This window comes from Catellatospora aurea, assembly GCF_042663325.1.
GTDB lineage: Bacteria > Actinomycetota > Actinomycetes > Mycobacteriales > Micromonosporaceae > Catellatospora > Catellatospora aurea.
The window spans coordinates 146,857-163,449 of sequence record NZ_JBHTAC010000011.1 but is presented as its reverse complement, the minus strand read 5'-3'; the positions used below and the strand labels follow the sequence as shown (position 1 = coordinate 163,449).

Below are 16,593 nucleotides of genomic sequence, written 5' to 3'. Positions count from 1 at the left end.
GCCGGCGGCTGGGCGGGGAGGAGGCCGTGATGACCACGACACCGGCCGAGATCGCCGAGATCGCCGGTGCGGTGCCGGATCCGGAGCTGCGCGTGGTGACCATCGGCGAGCTGGGCATCGTGCGCGGGGCGGAGTTCGCCGACGGCCGGGCCGTCGTGACGATCACGCCGACGTACTCGGGCTGCCCGGCGATGGACGCGATCCGCGACGACATCCGGTCCGCGCTGGCCGCGGCCGGATACGCCGAGGTCGAGGTCAAGACCGTGCTCAGCCCGGCCTGGTCGACTGACATGATCACCGAGTCGGGCTGGGCGGCGTTGGAGCGCACCGGCATCGCCGCGCCGGGCCCGTCGGGGACGCCGACCTGCCCGCGCTGCGGGCACCAAGGCCGGCCGACGCCCGTGCTGCAGATCAGCCGGTACGCCTCGACGCCGTGTCAGAGCCTGTGGAGCTGCCGCTCCTGCCTGGAACCCTTCAACGCCATCAAGAAACTGTGAGCACGCCGCTGTGAGCACGACCTTCCACGAGCTGACCGTCACCGCGGTCGAGCAGCTGACCCCGTCCGCGGTGGCGCTGACCTTCGCGGTGCCCGCCGAGCTGCGGCCCGCCTTCGCGTTCCGGCCGGGACAGCATGTGACCGTACGCCTGGACGGCGAGCTGCGCCGCTCGTACTCGATCTGCTCGACGCCCGCGCAGCTGCGGGAGCGCGGCACGCTGACGATCGGCGTGAAGCGGGTGCCGGGCGGGGTCTTCTCCACCCGGGCGCAGGCGCTCGCGGCGGGCGAGACGCTGCCGGTGCTGCCTCCGCTGGGCCGGTTCACCACCGAGCTGGACCCGGCCCGTGCCCGCCGGTACGGCGCGATCGTGGCGGGATCCGGGGTCACACCGGTGCTGTCGCTGGTGTCCACGGCGCTGGAGACGGAGCCGGGCAGCACGTTCGCGGTGGTCTGCGGCAACCGCAGCGCCGCCGAGGTGATGTTCGCCGACGCGCTGGCCGACCTGAAGGACCGCTTCCCGGGCCGGTTGCAGCTGGTGCACGTGCTGTCCCGGGAGACGCAGCCGAGCGAACTGCTCACCGGCCGGCTGGACGCCGACCGGGTGACCACCCTGCTCAAGGAGTTCGACCTGGGCGGGGTGCAGGAGTGGTTCCTGTGCGGGCCGCTGGGCGTGGTGCGCTCGGCGCGGGAGGCGCTGGCGGCGGTGGACGCGCCGGGCAAGGTGCACGTCGAGCTGTTCCACGCCGAGGAGCCGCCACCGCCGGTCGCCGACGTGGTGGGCGGGGAGGTGGAGGTCTCCATCGTCCTGGACGGACGGTCGACGGACTTCACCATGGACCGGTCCGAGCGGGTGCTGGACGCGGCGCTGCGGCACCGCGGCGAACTGCCGTACGCGTGCAAGGGCGGGGTCTGCTCGACCTGTCGCGCGAAGGTGGTCTCGGGCGCGGTGCAGATGGCCGCGAACTGGGCGCTGGAGCCGGACGAGGTGGCCGCAGGATACGTGCTGACCTGCCAGTCGAGCCCCACGAGCGAGGAGCTGGTGCTCGACTTCGACGCCTGACGGGGCGTACCCCGCCGGTTCTCCGATCAAGCCGGCGGGCGCGCGACGGAAGCTGCTCGGCCCAGCCGCGACCTGCCCGTCCGCGGCCCGCCGCGGGTGCTGTGACGGACCAGCCAGACCCACCACGGCGGCGACCCGATAGTCTCGGTGGCGTGACTGCGAACCGGGAGATCGACAGCATCGTGCAGCGGGCCGCGGACGGCGGCCGGATCAGCTCCGAGGAGGCGCTGCTGCTGTACACCGACGCGCCGTTCCACGCGCTCGGTGAGGCCGCGGACGCGGTGCGCCGCCGCCGCTACCCGGACGGCATCGTCACGTACCTGATCGACCGCAACATCAACTACACCAACGTCTGCGTGACGGCGTGCAAGTTCTGCGCCTTCTACCGGGCCCCCAAGCACAGCGAGGGCTGGACCCACGACACCGCCGAGATCCTGCGCCGCTGCGGCGAGGCGGTCGAACTCGGCGCGACGCAGGTGATGCTGCAGGGCGGCCACCACCCCGACTACGGCGTGGACTACTACGAGAACCTGTTCTCCTCGGTGAAGCAGGCGTACCCGCAGCTCATGATCCACTCGATCGGGCCCAGCGAGATCCTGCACATGGCCAAGGTCTCCGGCGTCTCCATCGAGGACGCCGTGATCCGGATCAAGGCGGCCGGCCTCGACTCCATCGCGGGCGCGGGCGCGGAGATGCTGCCCGACCGGCCACGCAAGGCGATCGCCCCGCTCAAGGAGTCCGGCGCGCGCTGGCTGGAGGTCATGGAGGTGGCGCACCGGCACGGCGTCGAGTCCACCGCGACCATGATGATGGGCACCGGCGAGACCAACGCCGAGCGCATCGAGCACCTCACCATGATCCGCGACGTGCAGGACCGCACCGGAGGCTTCCGCGCCTTCATCCCGTGGACCTACCAGCCCGAGAACAACCACCTCAAGGGGCGTACGCAGGCGACCTCGCTGGAGTACCTGCGCCTGATCGCGGTGGCCCGGCTCTTCTTCGACAACGTGGCGCACCTGCAGGCGTCCTGGCTGACCACCGGCAAGGACGTCGGCCAGCTCGCGCTGCACATGGGCGTGGACGACCTGGGCTCGATCATGCTGGAGGAGAACGTCATCTCCTCGGCGGGCGCCAAGCACCGGTCCAACCTGCACGACCTGGTCCAGCTCATCCGCACCGCCGGGCGCATCCCGGCCCAGCGCGACACGCTGTACCGGCACCTGAACGTGCACTGGACCCCCGCCGACGACCCCACCGACGAGCGGGTGACCTCGCACTTCTCCTCGATCGCCATCGAGGGCGGCGGCGTCGGCAAGCAGCTTCCCCTGGTGGAGGCCCGCTGACGCGGACCGCTCGCGTGGGTCGCGCCGCTCGCGGCGAAGATCGCTGATTCGGGGCGGGAAGTCGGGTGGGACCTGACTTCCTGCCCCGAACTCGTGATCAAGCCCACGCGGTGCGTGACTGATCGGCCTATGGGCGACCCCCGCACGCGCGGTTACCGTGCGGGGTTGGCGACCCGTAGGAGGACGGCGATGAAGCGGCACGTGATCAGGCTTGCGGCGGTGCTGGCGGCACTGGTCGCCGGGCTGGGTCTGCTCGCGTCCCCTGCGTGGGCGGACGGAGCCGATATCGCGGTGCAGTCCGATGACCAGAAGGGCGACATCGGTCAAACGGTGAGCGTCTCCGTGGGCCTTGCCAACAAGGGCGACAAGCCGCTCGACGCCGGGCAGGTGACTCTGTTCTACCGCGCGCCGACCGGTTCAGTGATCACCCAGGTGGGCGGCGGGACGAACTGCCAGTTCAACACGTCCCGCACCACGGCGCGCTGCCAGATCGGAGCCGGTTGGCGAGCGGCGATCGTCGCGCCCGGCGGGCCGTTCGTGCGGCGCAACCTCGACCTGCGTATCAACGGGAAGATCACAGCACCCGGCGAGTTCCGCGTGGCCTGCGAATGCGATGCGAACAAGGGGAACAACTCCACGAGCATCGTGCTCAACGGTGTCACCAAGCCGCTGCCGAGTGCCTCGCCCAAGCCGTCCGTGAAGCCGTCGCCCTCCGTGTCGCGGTCGGCCAGCCCGTCGGCGACGCCGAGCGAGACGCCCGAGGTGACCGACGAGCCGACGGAGGAGGAGCCGGTCGGGCCGGGTGTCGCCGAGCCGTCGACCCCCGCGGCTTCGGGCGACTCCCTGCTGAGCGGGATGATGCTGGTCGGCTTCGGGATCGTGCTGCTCGGCCTGGTCGGGCTCGGTGGAGCCGTCTACCTGTGGCGGGTGCGCGCCGGACGGGACGAGGACGAGGGCGGCGACGACGGCGGCGTCGACATGGACGCCACACAGGTGATCAGGTAGCGCAGTGTGGCGGCCGCCGCAGCGCGCCCGGACGGCGTTTGGCAGAGTGGCGATGTGAGCCGCGCAGACCTGGATAAAGAGCCGTACGAGATCGCCGCCATGTTCGACGGCGTCGCGGAGAAGTACGACAAGACCAACTCCGTGCTGTCGTTCGGCCAGGACAAGGGCTGGCGTCGCGCCACCCGGGCCGCGCTGAACCTCAAGCGCGGCGAGAAGGTGCTCGACCTGGGCGCGGGCACCGGTGTCTCCACCGAGGAACTGGCCCGCTCGGGGGCGTACGTGGTCGGCGTCGACCTGTCGCTGGGCATGCTCGCGGTGGGCCGCCGCGACCGGCCGCACGTGCCGCTGGTCGCCGGGGACGCGCTCGCGCTGCCGTTCCCCGACGCCACCTTCGACGCGGTGACCACGTCGTTCGTCATCCGCAACGTGGCGAACACCCCGGCCGCGCTGCGCGAGCTGGCCCGGGTCACCAAGCCCGGTGGCCGCCTGGTGATCTGCGAGTTCTCGCACCCCGTCAACGGCGCGTTCCGCACCGTGTACCTGCAGTACCTGATGCGCTCGCTGCCCGCGGTGGCCCGCAAGGTGTCCAGCAACCCCGAGGCGTACGTCTACCTCGCCGAGTCCATCCGGGCCTGGCCCAACCAGAACGAATTCGCCAAGATCATTGGTGAGAACGCCTGGTCGCAGGTGAAGTACCGCAACCTCACCGGCGGCATCGTGGCCCTGCACCGGGCCGTCAAGCCCGCCTGATCCGGGCGTTCGCCGGACAGCGCCCGCTCTGCCGCCGCACGATCGACTCATGCGGTATGACGAGAGCGCGGTGATCGGCGTCCTCGGCGGCGGCTACGGCGAACCACCGGTCCGCGTCGCCGACCTGGAGGAGGCGGCTCGCCGCGCCGCGGCCAGGCGCGCCGCGGCCCGCGAATCCGCGCCCACACCCGCCGGCACATCCACACCCGCCGGCATACCCGCGCGGGACGGCGTGCCCGCGCCCGACGGCGTGCCCGCGCCCGAGGCCGTGCTCGCGCCCGATGGCTCGCCCGCGGGCGGGCTCGGGGACCTGGGCGACACTCACTGATCGCCGGCGATCCGGCTTCCACCGAACGCCGACCGGCCGCCCTCCGGATCGAGGCCCGGATGGGGCGGCCGGTGAATCAAGATCTGTTTTTGTGGACGCCTGCGGCCCCCAGAGGGGCGTTCAGTGTCCACAAAAACAGATCTTGGATGGTCAGGCGCGGCGGCGGCGGCCGATCAGCATCAGGATCGCGCCGGCGAAGAGGATCGCTGCGCCCATGCCGGCCATCGTGTAGATCTTGGTGCCGGTCAGCGGCAGCTCGCCGGCGGCGGGCGCGCTGCTCGTCGGGGAAGCCGAGGCCGTCGCGGTACCGGTGGCCGTCGCGGAGGCGCTCGCCGACGGCGTGCCGGTAGCCGAAGCACTGGTCGACGCGGTCGGGCTCGGCGAGGCGCTCGCCGAGACCGACGCGGACGGGCTGGCCGACGCGGACGGGCTCGTCGAGGCGGACGGGCTGGGCGACGGGCTCTGGCTGGTCGTCGGGGTCGGGGTGGGGGTCACCGCGACCGGGCGGACGGTGACGTCCACATAGTTGTTGTCGGGGTCGGCGTCCAGTTCGTCGTTCTGCTCGTACGCCCAGTCGTCGGCGAAGGCGAACAGGCCCTGCTCGGAGTTCTTGGTCAGCTTGACCGTGATCTCCTTGGTGACTGTCGCGCCGGCCTTGAGCTGGGCGAGCGTGCAGTCGAAGTACGAGCCGAACTCGGGCTCCGCCGCAGCCGCGGCGGCAGCCTCGTCGGCCAGTCCCGAGGCGTCGTACTCGACGCACTCGGCCGGGGCGGCGACGACCTGGATGCCGGTGGTGGTCAGGAAGCCGTAGTACGGCTCGACGGGGTTGTTGGTGCCGAGGTTCTTGACGGTGAGCTTGATCAAGGCGGTCTCGCCCACCTTGATCTGGGCGTACGTCGGTGTCGCGGAGATCGCGATGTCGCGGACCTGTGCCGGGGCGGCGGCGGCGGCGGCCGGGCCGCCTGCCGACGGGGTCGCGGTGGGTTCGGCCAGGGCCGGGGTGGCCAGGCCGAGCACGGCGGCAGCCAGCGGGGCGGTGGCGACAGCGCCGAGCCGAAGGGCGAGGCGGGGTCCGGGTACGACGTGCACGGGGGAACTCCAGAAAGGGGTGGGGATGAGCGCGCGAATCGTAAAGGACCAGTTCAGAGGCAGTCAAACAGGGGTGTCCGTGAATGTCTCAACCCTCTTGGGCGGACAAATCGGAAACGGCACTCCGGCTGCCACAGATCTTCACTTAGGTTCACCTAACCACTACGGGTCCTTGATGCAGTTCTAGACTGCTCGCCGGACTTGCTTGTGAAGACTTTCACGAGCCCCGAACGAGCGTTAAGGCCGAGGTGGAGGTGAGCATGACACCGACCGATGTCGATGCGGATGTGATCGTCGTTGGAGCCGGTCCGGGTGGCTCCGCCGCTGCCTATCACCTTGCCAAGCACGGTGCGAAGGTGCTGCTGCTGGAGAAGACCGAGTTCCCCCGGGAGAAGGTCTGCGGTGACGGACTGACCCCGCGCGCGGTCAAGCAGCTGATCGACATGGGCGTCGACGTGAGCCCCGAAGCCGGCTGGCTGCACAACAAGGGACTGCGGGTCATCGGCGGCGGCGTACGGCTCGAACTGGACTGGCCCGACCTGGCCAGCTTCCCCGACTTCGGCCTCGTGCGCACCCGCATGGACTTCGACGACATGCTCGCCAAGCGAGCCGTCGCCGCGGGCGCGGACCTGCGCACCGGCCACAACGTCACCGGCCCGGTGCTGGACACCGACGGCCGCGTGGTCGGCGTCGAGGTGCGCACCCCCGGCGGTGACCGGACGCTGCGCTCGCACCTGGTGGTGGCCGCCGACGGCGTGTCCGGCCGGTTCGCGCTCGCGCTGGGCATGGCCAAGCGCGAGGACCGCCCGATGGGTGTCGCGGTGCGTCGCTACTACCACAGCCCGGTCAAGGCGAACGACGACTACCTGGAGTCCTGGCTCGAACTGCGCAGCCGGGAGGCGGGCGCGGCGCAGCTGCCTGGTTACGGCTGGATCTTCGGCCTCGGCGACGGCCGGGTGAACGTGGGCCTGGGCGTGCTGAACTCGTCGAAGGCCTACCAGGCGACGAACTACCGCACCATGCTCACCGACTGGATCGGCAGCACGCCCGAGGAGTGGGGCCTGACGGAGGAGAACGCCGACGGCAAGATCCTCGGCGCGGCCCTGCCGATGGGGTTCAACCGCACGCCCCACTACACGCGGGGCATGATGCTGGTGGGCGACTCGGGCGGCATGGTCAACCCCTTCAACGGCGAGGGCATCGCGTACGCGATGGAGTCCGGCCAGCTGGCGGCGGAGGTCCTGATCCAGGCGCTGGCGCGCCCGGCGGGCCCGGCCCGGGAGCTGGCGCTGCAGGCCTACCCGAGCGAGTTGAAGCGCCGGTTCGGCGGTTATTACCGAATCGGCGGGATCTTCGTGAAGCTGATCGGCAATCCGCAGATCATGAAGGTGGCTACGAAGCACGGCATGCCGCACCCGACGCTGATGCGGTTCGTGCTCAAGCTGCTGGCGAACCTCACCGATCCGCGGGGCGGCGACTCCATGGACCGGATCATCAATGCCATGTCCCGCGTGGCACCCGCGGTGTAGCGGGCCGCGGGGCGAGGATCATAATCCGAGCTGCAAGCAGGCGAAACACTCATCAACCGGGAAGAAAGGACGTAGGCAGGTGTCGCTCTCCGCGTACGTGCCCATCGTTGGGCTCTTCGCGCTGGCCGCGGCCTTCGGGCTTTTCTCGGTCACGGCCGCGCCCTTCATCGGACCCCGCCGCTTCAACAAGGCGAAGCTCGACGCCTACGAGTGCGGCATCGAGCCGACCCCGCAGCCGGTCGGCGGCGGACGCTTCCCGATCAAGTTCTACTTGACCGCGATGCTCTTCATCGTCTTCGACATCGAGATCATCTTCCTCTACCCCTGGGCCGTCACCTTCGACGCGTTCCAGGGGTGGTTCGTCTTCGTCGAGATGCTTCTGTTCATCGGCACGGTGTTCGTCGCGTACGCCTACGTGTGGCGTCGCGGCGGCCTGGATTGGGACTGACATGGGACTCGAAGAGAAGCTCCCCTCCGGGGTGCTGCTCACCACCGTCCAGGGGCTCGTCAACTGGACCCGTAAGGCCAGCTTCTGGCCGGCCACGTTCGGCCTGGCCTGCTGCGCCATCGAGATGATGGCCACCGGTGCGGCCCGGTTCGACTCGGGCCGCTTCGGCATGGAGGTCTTCCGGGCATCGCCCCGCCAGGCCGACCTGATGATCGTGGCCGGCCGGGTCAGCCAGAAGATGGCCCCGGTGCTGCGCCAGATCTACGACCAGATGCCCGACCCCAAGTGGGTGCTGTCGATGGGTGTCTGCGCCTCGTCGGGCGGCATGTTCAACAACTACGCGATCGTGCAGGGCGTGGACCACATCGTGCCCGTCGACATGTACCTGCCGGGCTGCCCGCCGCGGCCGGAGATGCTGCTCGACGCGATCCTCAAGCTGCACGACAAGATCCTCGCCGAGCCGCTGGGCGCCGGCGGCCGCAAGATGCTGGCCGCCAAGGAGGCCCGCGAGGGCAAGCCCGTGGTCGCCCCGGGCGCGATGCCGTCGAGCTACCGCTACAACAAGGCGCTGCGCGCCGAGTGGGAGCAGGCCGCCGCCGAAGGCCGCGAGGAGCAGCTGCGGATCCAGAAGTGGATGGAGAAGGGGACGCACCGGTGACCACACAGGGTGAAGGACTGTTTGGGGTCACCGGCACCGGTGACACCTCCGGTATGGGCGGCCTGGTCCGCAAGCGGCCGGTGCAGCTGGACGCGCAGCGGCCGTACGGCGGGGAGTACGACGAGGTCGTGGACGCCCTGGAGGAGGCCTACCCGGGCTTCTCCGACGCGATCGAGCGCGTCGTCATCGACCGCGGTGAGCTGACCCTGCACATCGTCCCGGCGAAGATCGCCGAGGTGTGCCAGATCCTGCGCGACGACATGTCGCTGCGGTACGAGCTGTGCTCGTCGGTGTCCGGCGTGGACTACATCGCCGAGGAGCGCCGCCTGCACGTGGTGTACCACCTCACCTCGATGACCTACCGCCGCCGCCTCCGCCTGGAGTGCGCGGTCACCGCGGCCGACCCGCACCTGCCCAGCGTGGCCATGGTCTACCCGACCGCGGACTGGCAGGAGCGCGAGACCTACGACATGTTCGGCGTGATCTTCGACGGCCACCCGAACCTGACCCGCATCCTCATGCCGGACGACTGGGACGGCCACCCACAGCGCAAGGACTACCCGCTGGGCGGCGTACCGGTCGAGTACAAGGGCGCCGAGATCCCGCCGCCCGACTCACGGAGGGCGTACCGGTGAGCGCGAGGAACGAAGCGAAGCGGAGTACCGCAAGCGCCACCATCTGGAGGCACCGATGAGCAACGCTGGTTACGCGCAGGAGCGCGAGACGACCGAGGGCAAGGTCTTCACGGTCACCGGCGGCGACTGGGACTCGATCGTCTCGGGCGTCGACCCGCTGCACGACGAGCGCATCGTCGTCAACATGGGTCCCCAGCACCCGTCCACGCACGGCGTGCTGCGCCTGGTGCTGGAGATGGAGGGCGAGACCGTCACCGAGGCCCGCCTCGTCGTCGGCTACCTGCACACGGGCATCGAGAAGAACATGGAGTACCGCACCTGGACGCAGGGCTCCACGTTCGTGACCCGCATGGACTACCTCGCTCCGATCTTCAACGAGACGGCGTACAGCCTCGCGGTGGAGAAGCTGCTGGGCATCGAGGTCACCGAGCGCGCCAACACGATCCGCGTGCTGATGATGGAGCTCAACCGGATCTCCTCCCACCTGGTGTGGCTGGCCACCACCGGTATGGAGCTCGGCGCGCTGTCGATGATGATCTACGGCTTCCGCGAGCGTGAGTTCATCCTCGACATCTTCGAGATGATCACCGGTCTGCGGATGAACATGGCCTACGTGCGCCCGGGCGGCGTCGCGCAGGACGTGCCGGACATCGCGATCGCGAAGATCCGCGAGTTCCTCGACTTCATGCCCAAGCGCATCAAGGAGTACGAGGACCTGCTCTCCGGCCAGCCGATCTGGACCGCCCGCACCAAGGGCGTCGCGGTGCTCGACGTCACCGGCTGCGTGGCGCTCGGCGTCACCGGCCCGGTGCTGCGCAGCTCCGGCCTGGCCTGGGACCTGCGCAAGACCATGCCGTACTGCGGTTACGAGACCTACGACTTCGACGTGCCGACCCAGCCCGAGGGTGACGTGTTCGCGCGTTACCTGGTCCGGATCGCCGAGATGCGGGAGTCGCTGAAGATCGTCGAGCAGGCGATGGACCGGCTCAAGCCCGGCCCGATCATGGTCGAGGACCGGAAGATCGCGTGGCCGGCGCAGCTGGCGCTCGGCAACGACGGCCTGGGCAACTCGCTGGAGCACGTCGCGCACATCATGGGCCAGTCCATGGAGTCCCTGATCCACCACTTCAAGCTGGTCACCGAGGGCTTCCGGGTCCCGGCCGGCCAGGTGTACGTGCCGATCGAGGGCCCTCGCGGCGAGCTGGGCGCGCACGTGATCTCGGATGGGGGCACCCGGCCGTTCCGGGTGCACATGCGGGAGCCGAGCTTCGTGAACCTGCAGGCGATTCCGGCCATGGCCGAGGGCGGCCTGCTGGCAGATGTGATCGCGGGTGGAGCCAGCCTCGACCCGGTGATGGGTGGGTGTGACCGATGACAGCGCCGCAGCAGTCGGTGGACAAGTTCGACGAGAAGACCCGGGAGCTGGCGCGCGAGATCATCGCGCGCTTCCCGGAGGGCAAGGAGCGCTCGGCACTGCTGCCGATGCTGCACCTGGTCCAGTCGGTCGAGGGATACGTCTCCCCGGCCGGGGTCACGTTCTGCGCCGAGCAGCTCAACCTGACCAAGGCCCAGGTCGGCGCGGTCGCCACCTTCTACACCATGTACAAGCGCCGGCCGACCGGTGAGTACCTGGTCAGCGTCTGCACGAACACCCTGTGCAACGTGCTCGGCGGGCAGGAGGTCTACGACACCCTGTCGCAGACCCTGGGCGTCGGCCACGACGAGACCACCGAGGACGGCAAGATCACGCTGGAGCACGCCGAGTGCCTCGCCGCGTGCGACTACGGCCCGGTGCTCACCGTCAACTACGACTTCTTCGACAACGTGACCCCGGAGAGCGCGCTCGACGTCGTCGGCAAGCTCAAGGCCGGGCAGCGGCCGATGCCGACCCGCGGTGCGCGCCTGTGCTCGTTGAAGGAGACGGCGTTGCAGCTGGCGGGCTTCGCCGACGAGCGCGAGGGCGCGGTCGCCGACGGCCCGGCGGGCGACTCGACGCTGCGCGGCGTGCGCCTGGCGCAGCAGCACGGGATCAGCCCGGCCGGTTTCGACATCAACACGCCCATCCCGACTCCCTCGAAGGAGGCGGCGAAGTGAGCACTCCAAGTGCCGCCACCCTGGCCAAGCTCACCCCGGTCCTCACCAAGCGCTGGCTGTCCCCCGACGCCTGGCGCCTCGACGTGTACGAGCGCCTGGACGGCTACGCCGCCCTGCGCAAGGCCCTGGCCGTGCACCCGGACGACCTGATCGCCCTGATCAAGGACTCCGGCCTGCGCGGCCGCGGCGGCGCGGGCTTCCCGACCGGGCTCAAGTGGGGCTTCATCCCACAGAACGACGGCAAGCCGCACTACCTGGTCGTCAACGCCGACGAGGGCGAGCCGGGCACCTGCAAAGACCTGCCGCTGATGTCGCACGACCCGCACTCGCTGGTCGAGGGCGTCATCATCGCGTCCTACGCGATCCGCGCCAACCGCGCCTACATCTACATCCGCGGCGAGGCGGTGCAGGCCGCGCGGCGGCTGCGCCACGCGGTGCAGGAGGCGTACAAGGCCGGCTACCTCGGCAAGAACATCCTGGGCAGCGGGTACGACCTCGACCTGGTGGTGCACTCCGGCGCGGGCGCGTACATCTGCGGCGAGGAGACGGCGCTGCTGGACTCGCTGGAGGGCTTCCGCGGCCAGCCGCGCCTGCGCCCGCCGTTCCCGGCGACGCACGGCCTCTACGCCAGCCCGACGGTCGTCAACAACGTGGGCACCATCGCCAGCGTGCCGTACATCGTGCTGGGCGGGGCCGCCTGGTGGAAGACGATGGGCACGGAGAAGTCGTCCGGCCCGATGATCTACTCGCTGTCCGGCCGGGTGAAGAACCCGGGCCAGTACGAGTGCTCGATGGGCATCACCCTGCGCGAGCTGATCGAGCTGGCCGGCGGTATGCAGGACGGCCACCAGCTGCGCTTCTGGACCCCGGGCGGCTCGTCGACGCCGCTGCTGACCGGTGACCACATCGACACCGCGATGGACTTCGAGTCGGTCGCCGCGGCGGGCTCGATCCTGGGCACCACCGCCGTCCAGCTCTTCAGCGACCAGGACTGCCCGGTCTACGCGACCTACCGGTGGCTGGAGTTCTACCACCACGAGTCGTGCGGCAAGTGCACCCCGTGCCGCGAGGGCAACTACTGGATGGTGCGGGTCTACCGGCGCATCCTCTCCGGCGAGGGCACGCTCGAGGACCTGGACACCCTGCTGGACACCGCCGCCAACATCCTGGGCCGCTCCTTCTGCGGTCTCGGTGACGGCGCGACCAGCCCGGTGACCTCCTCCCTGCAGTACTTCAAGCAGGACTACCTGGACTACATCGAGGGTCGCAAGGCGCCGAAGCTCAGCGCCCACGCCCTGGCAGGAGCGCACTGACAATGAGCCAGGAAGTACAGAAGCACACCGACACCGTCAAACTCACCATCGACGGCATCGAGGTGACCGCGCCCAAGGGCGAGCTGGTCATCCGCACCGCCGAGCGGCTGGGCATCGACATCCCGCGGTTCTGCGACCACCCGCTGCTGGCCCCGGCCGGCGCCTGCCGCCAGTGCCTGGTGGACGTCGAGGGCCAGCGCAAGCCGGTCGCCTCGTGCACCCAGACGGTGGCCGACGGCATGGTGGTGCGCACGCAGCTGACCTCCGAGGTCGCCCGCAAGGCGCAGGAGGGTGTGATGGAGCTGCTGCTCATCAACCACCCGCTGGACTGCCCCATGTGCGACAAGGGCGGCGAGTGCCCGCTGCAGAACCAGGCGATGCAGGTCGGCCGGCCGGAGTCGCGCTTCCGCGAGGAGAAGCGCGAGTACGAGAAGCCGATCAACATCTCCGCGCAGGTGCTGCTGGACCGCGAGCGCTGCGTGCTCTGCCAGCGCTGCACCCGGTTCTCCGAGGAGATCGCGGGCGACAAGTTCATCGACCTGATGGACCGGTCGTCGGCCGAGCAGATCGGCATCTACCGCGACGCCTCCTTCGGCCACCCGCGTGACCACGGCACGATCGACGAGCTGGCCTACGACCAGGAGGACCCGGAGCCGGGCGACGTCCCGTTCAACTCCTACTTCTCCGGCAACACGATCCAGATCTGCCCGGTCGGCGCGCTCACGAGCGAGCAGTACCGCTTCCGCGCCCGCCCGTTCGACCTGGTCTCGTCACCGAGCAAGTGCGAGCACTGCGCGTCGGGCTGCGACATGCGCACCGACCACCGCCGCGGCAAGGTGCTGCGCCGGATGGCCGGCGACGACCCGCAGGTCAACGAGGAGTGGAACTGCGACAAGGGCCGGTGGGGCTTCCGCTACGCCACCGCCTTCGACCGGCTCACCACCCCGCTGGTGCGCGACGCCGAGAGCGGCGAGCTGCGCGAGGCCTCCTGGACCGAGGCGCTGACCGTCGCGGCCGAGGGCCTGCGGGCCGCCCGGGACGGGGCGTACGGCGTCGGCGTGCTGACCGGCGGCCGGCTGACCGTCGAGGACGCGTACGCGTACGCGAAGTTCAGCCGCATCGCGCTGGGCAGCAACGACATCGACTTCCGGGCCCGGCCGCTGTCGGCGGAGGAGGCCGAGTTCCTGGCCTCCTCGGTCGTCGGCGAGCAGCCGGTCACCTACACCGACCTGGAGCAGGCCAAGCACGTCGTGCTGGTCGGCTTCGAGCCGGAGGAGGAGAGCCCGATCATCCTGCTCCGCCTGCGCAAGGCGGCGGCCAAGGGCAAGCTCAAGGTCACCTCGGTGGCCCCGTTCCTGACCCGCGGCGCGGAGAAGGCCGGCGCGACGCTGGTCGAGTGCGTGCCCGGCCAGGAGCCGGCGGCGCTGTCCCACCTGGAGCTGGAGCCGGGCACCATCGTGCTGGCCGGCGAGCGCCTGGCCGTGGTCCGCGGCGGCTTCTCCGCGGTGGCGAGCCTCGCGGCGCGTACCGGCGCGAAGCTCGCCTGGGTGCCGCGGCGCGCGGGTGACCGCGGCGCGGTCGACGCGGGCTGCCTGCCCACGCTGCTGCCCGGTGGCCGCTCGGTCGCCGACGCGGCCGCGCGGGCCGAGCTGTCGGCGGCCTGGGGCGTGGCGGCGGGCGTGATCCCGAGCCAGACCGGCCGCGACACCGACGCGATCGTCGCGGCGGCCGCCTCCGGCAAGCTGGGCGCGCTGGTCGTGGCCGGTGTCGACCCGGCCGACCTGAGCGACCCGAAGGCCGCCGAGGAGGCGCTGGACAAGGTCGGCTTCCTGGTCTCGCTGGAGCTGCGGATGAGCGCCGTGTCCCGGCGCGCGAACGTGGTGTTCCCGGTCGCCGCGCCCGCCGAGAAGGCGGGCTCGTACGTGAACTGGGAGGGCCGCCTGCGCACCTACGAGCAGGCGCTGGAGACCCCGAACACGGGTGCGAAGCTGACCGACGCCCGGGTGCTCGACGCGCTGGCCGCCCGCCTGGGTGTCACGCTCGGCACCGGCGACGTGCTGGCGGTGCGCCGCGAGCTGGGCAGCCTGCCCGCGACGGGCCAGCAGCGCCCGGCCGCGCCGGCCGAGGTGGGCGCGGCCGCGCCCACGCTGAAGCAGAACGAGGCGATCCTGGCCAGCTGGGCGCAGCTGATCGACCTGGGCACCCTCACCGACGGCGACGAGGTGCTGGCCGGCACCGCCCGCCCGCCGGTGGTGCGCCTGTCGAAGGCCCGCGCCACCGCGCTGGGTGTCGCCGACGGCGACGCGGTGACCGTCGGGACCGCGCGGGGTGCGATCACCCTGCCGGCCGCGATCACCGAGATCGCCGATGACGTCGTCTGGGTGCCGACCAACTCGCCGGGTTCCACGCTGCGCCGCACGCTCGGCGTCAACCCGGGTGCGGTCGTGACCGTGAGCGGAGGAAGCAAATGATCCTCGCCCCCATCGGGTTCCTCGCCGAGGACCCGGCGACCGGCGACCCGACGCTGGTCGACTTCGGGCATGACCCGTGGTGGATCGTCCTCATCAAGGTGGTCGGCGTCTTCGTCTTCCTCGTGGTGATGACCCTGTTCACCATCTGGTACGAGCGCCGCGTGGTGGCCCGGATGCAGGTGCGTCCCGGCCCGAACCGGCACGGTCCCTTCGGCCTGCTGCAGTCGCTGGCCGACGGTCTGAAGCTGGCGTTCAAGGAAGACATCATGCCGCTCAAGGCGGACAAGGTGGTCTTCTTCATCGCGCCGGTGATCTCCACGGTCTGCGCCTTCACCGCATTCTCGATCATGCCGTTCGGCCCGTTCGTGTCGATGTTCGGCACGCGCACGCCGCTGCAGCTGACCGACATCCCGGTGGCGGTGCTGCTGGTGCTGGCCTGCTCGGGCATGGGCATCTACGGCATCGTGCTGGGCGGCTGGGCGTCGGGCTCGACGTACCCGCTGCTCGGCGGTCTGCGCTCCAGCGCCCAGCTGATCTCGTACGAGGTCGCGATGGGCCTGTCGTTCGTGGCCGTCTTCATGACCGCGGGCACGATGAGCACCTCGGAGATCGTCAACGCGCAGGCGCAGGGTTCGCCGGTGTCGCTCGGCGGCTTCGAGTTCACCGCGCCGAGCTGGTTCTTCCTGCTGCTGCTGCCGAGCTTCGTCATCTACTCGATCTCGGCGGTCGGCGAGACCAACCGGGCCCCGTTCGACCTCCCCGAGGCCGAGTCGGAGCTGGTCGGCGGCTTCCACACCGAGTACTCGTCGCTGAAGTTCGCGCTGTTCTTCCTGGCCGAGTACATCAACATGGTGACCGTCTCCGGCCTGTGCGCCACCCTCTTCCTGGGCGGCTGGCGCGCGCCGACGTCCTTCGAGAGCTTCTGGCCGGGCATCAACTCCGGCTGGTGGCCGCTGCTGTGGTTCACCATCAAGGTGCTGCTGCTGCTGTTCGTCTTCATCTGGCTGCGGGGCACGCTGCCCCGGCTGCGCTACGACCAGTTCATGCGCTTCGGCTGGAAGGTCCTCATCCCGGTCAACCTGGTGTGGATCCTGACGCTGGCCTTCATCAAGACGATGCAGAAGCAGCAGATGGACGGCTGGACCAAGGTCTGGTTCATCGCCATCCCGCTGGTAGTGATCCTGCTGCTGGCGCTGCTGTGGCCGCAGAAGAAGGAGGAGCCGGTCCTGCCCGTCGAGGAGCAGGTCGCCCGGCGCCCCGAGGGCAGCTTCCCGCTGCCGCCGATGGACCTGCAGGTGCCGGTGAGCCCGCGCGCGAAGCGGCTGACCGCCGAGCGCGAGACCGTGCCCGCGACCAGCGAAGAGGAGGTGTGA

General features: G+C 70.3%; 15 protein-coding genes and 1 pseudogene. 15 read left to right on the top strand and 1 reads right to left on the bottom strand.

The window, feature by feature from the left end:
• Positions 1–29 precede the first annotated feature (29 nt).
• The 6 genes from paaD to ACFQO7_RS13670 all read left to right on the top strand — a co-directional run bounded on the left by paaD (position 30) and on the right by ACFQO7_RS13670 (position 4,983).
• Positions 30–497 (top strand): 1,2-phenylacetyl-CoA epoxidase subunit PaaD, encoded by a 468-nt coding sequence (paaD, locus tag ACFQO7_RS13695; RefSeq protein ID WP_376806705.1) that lies wholly within the window; start codon positions 30–32, stop codon positions 495–497.
• Between the two features lie 10 nt (positions 498–507).
• Positions 508–1,557 (top strand): 2Fe-2S iron-sulfur cluster-binding protein, encoded by a 1,050-nt coding sequence (locus tag ACFQO7_RS13690; protein WP_376806704.1) that lies wholly within the window; start codon positions 508–510, stop codon positions 1,555–1,557.
• A 152-nt stretch (positions 1,558–1,709) separates the two neighbouring features.
• Complete coding sequence (mqnC, locus tag ACFQO7_RS13685; protein ID WP_376806703.1) at positions 1,710–2,900, top strand: cyclic dehypoxanthinyl futalosine synthase; 1,191 nt, start codon at positions 1,710–1,712, stop codon at positions 2,898–2,900.
• Between the two features lie 189 nt (positions 2,901–3,089).
• Positions 3,090–3,905, top strand: coding sequence for a hypothetical protein (locus ACFQO7_RS13680; protein ID WP_376806702.1), 816 nt, complete (start codon positions 3,090–3,092; stop codon positions 3,903–3,905).
• 54 nt (positions 3,906–3,959) lie between these two features.
• Positions 3,960–4,655: a demethylmenaquinone methyltransferase gene (locus ACFQO7_RS13675; RefSeq protein WP_203696104.1), complete on the top strand. Its 696-nt coding sequence runs from the start codon at positions 3,960–3,962 to the stop codon at positions 4,653–4,655.
• Between the two features lie 49 nt (positions 4,656–4,704).
• Complete coding sequence (locus tag ACFQO7_RS13670) at positions 4,705–4,983, top strand: hypothetical protein (RefSeq protein ID WP_376806701.1); 279 nt, start codon at positions 4,705–4,707, stop codon at positions 4,981–4,983.
• Positions 4,984–5,133: 150 nt separating this feature from the next.
• Here ACFQO7_RS13670 and ACFQO7_RS13665 read toward each other — a convergent pair whose 3' ends face one another.
• A complete protein-coding gene (locus tag ACFQO7_RS13665) occupies positions 5,134–6,072 on the bottom strand; it encodes an LPXTG cell wall anchor domain-containing protein (RefSeq protein WP_376806700.1) in 939 nt (312 codons plus the stop codon).
• A gap of 260 nt (positions 6,073–6,332) precedes the next feature.
• Between ACFQO7_RS13665 and ACFQO7_RS13660 the strand changes: the two genes are divergently transcribed.
• The 9 genes and pseudogenes from ACFQO7_RS13660 (at position 6,333) to nuoH (ending at position 16,593) form a co-directional block, all read left to right on the top strand.
• Positions 6,333–7,601 carry a geranylgeranyl reductase family protein gene (locus tag ACFQO7_RS13660; protein WP_376806699.1) on the top strand — a complete coding sequence of 423 codons (1,269 nt, stop codon included), beginning with the start codon at positions 6,333–6,335 and terminating at the stop codon, positions 7,599–7,601.
• Positions 7,602–7,680: 79 nt separating this feature from the next.
• Complete coding sequence (locus ACFQO7_RS13655) at positions 7,681–8,049, top strand: NADH-quinone oxidoreductase subunit A (protein ID WP_360535562.1); 369 nt, start codon at positions 7,681–7,683, stop codon at positions 8,047–8,049.
• A gap of 1 nt (position 8,050) precedes the next feature.
• Entirely contained in the window at positions 8,051–8,707 is a 657-nt protein-coding gene (locus ACFQO7_RS13650; RefSeq protein WP_376806698.1) for a NuoB/complex I 20 kDa subunit family protein, read from the top strand.
• On the top strand, positions 8,680–9,342 hold the full coding sequence (locus ACFQO7_RS13645; RefSeq protein WP_376806697.1) for an NADH-quinone oxidoreductase subunit C: 663 nt from the start codon (positions 8,680–8,682) through the stop codon (positions 9,340–9,342). The genes ACFQO7_RS13650 and ACFQO7_RS13645 overlap by 28 nt, the downstream gene beginning before the upstream one ends.
• A gap of 55 nt (positions 9,343–9,397) precedes the next feature.
• Positions 9,398–10,717: an NADH-quinone oxidoreductase subunit D gene (locus tag ACFQO7_RS13640; protein ID WP_376806696.1), complete on the top strand. Its 1,320-nt coding sequence runs from the start codon at positions 9,398–9,400 to the stop codon at positions 10,715–10,717.
• Positions 10,714–11,406: pseudogene (gene nuoE / locus ACFQO7_RS13635) on the top strand (NADH-quinone oxidoreductase subunit NuoE); the annotation flags it as partial. The gene ACFQO7_RS13640 and the pseudogene nuoE, both read left to right, overlap by 4 nt.
• 26 nt (positions 11,407–11,432) lie before the next feature.
• Complete coding sequence (gene nuoF / locus ACFQO7_RS13630) at positions 11,433–12,749, top strand: NADH-quinone oxidoreductase subunit NuoF (protein WP_203696090.1); 1,317 nt, start codon at positions 11,433–11,435, stop codon at positions 12,747–12,749.
• 2 nt (positions 12,750–12,751) lie between these two features.
• The gene (locus ACFQO7_RS13625) at positions 12,752–15,220 is read left to right on the top strand and encodes an NADH-quinone oxidoreductase subunit G (protein ID WP_376806695.1); all 2,469 of its coding nucleotides are present in this window, start codon (positions 12,752–12,754) and stop codon (positions 15,218–15,220) included.
• Positions 15,217–16,593 carry an NADH-quinone oxidoreductase subunit NuoH gene (gene nuoH, locus ACFQO7_RS13620; RefSeq protein WP_360535574.1) on the top strand — a complete coding sequence of 459 codons (1,377 nt, stop codon included), beginning with the start codon at positions 15,217–15,219 and terminating at the stop codon, positions 16,591–16,593. The genes ACFQO7_RS13625 and nuoH overlap by 4 nt, the downstream gene beginning before the upstream one ends.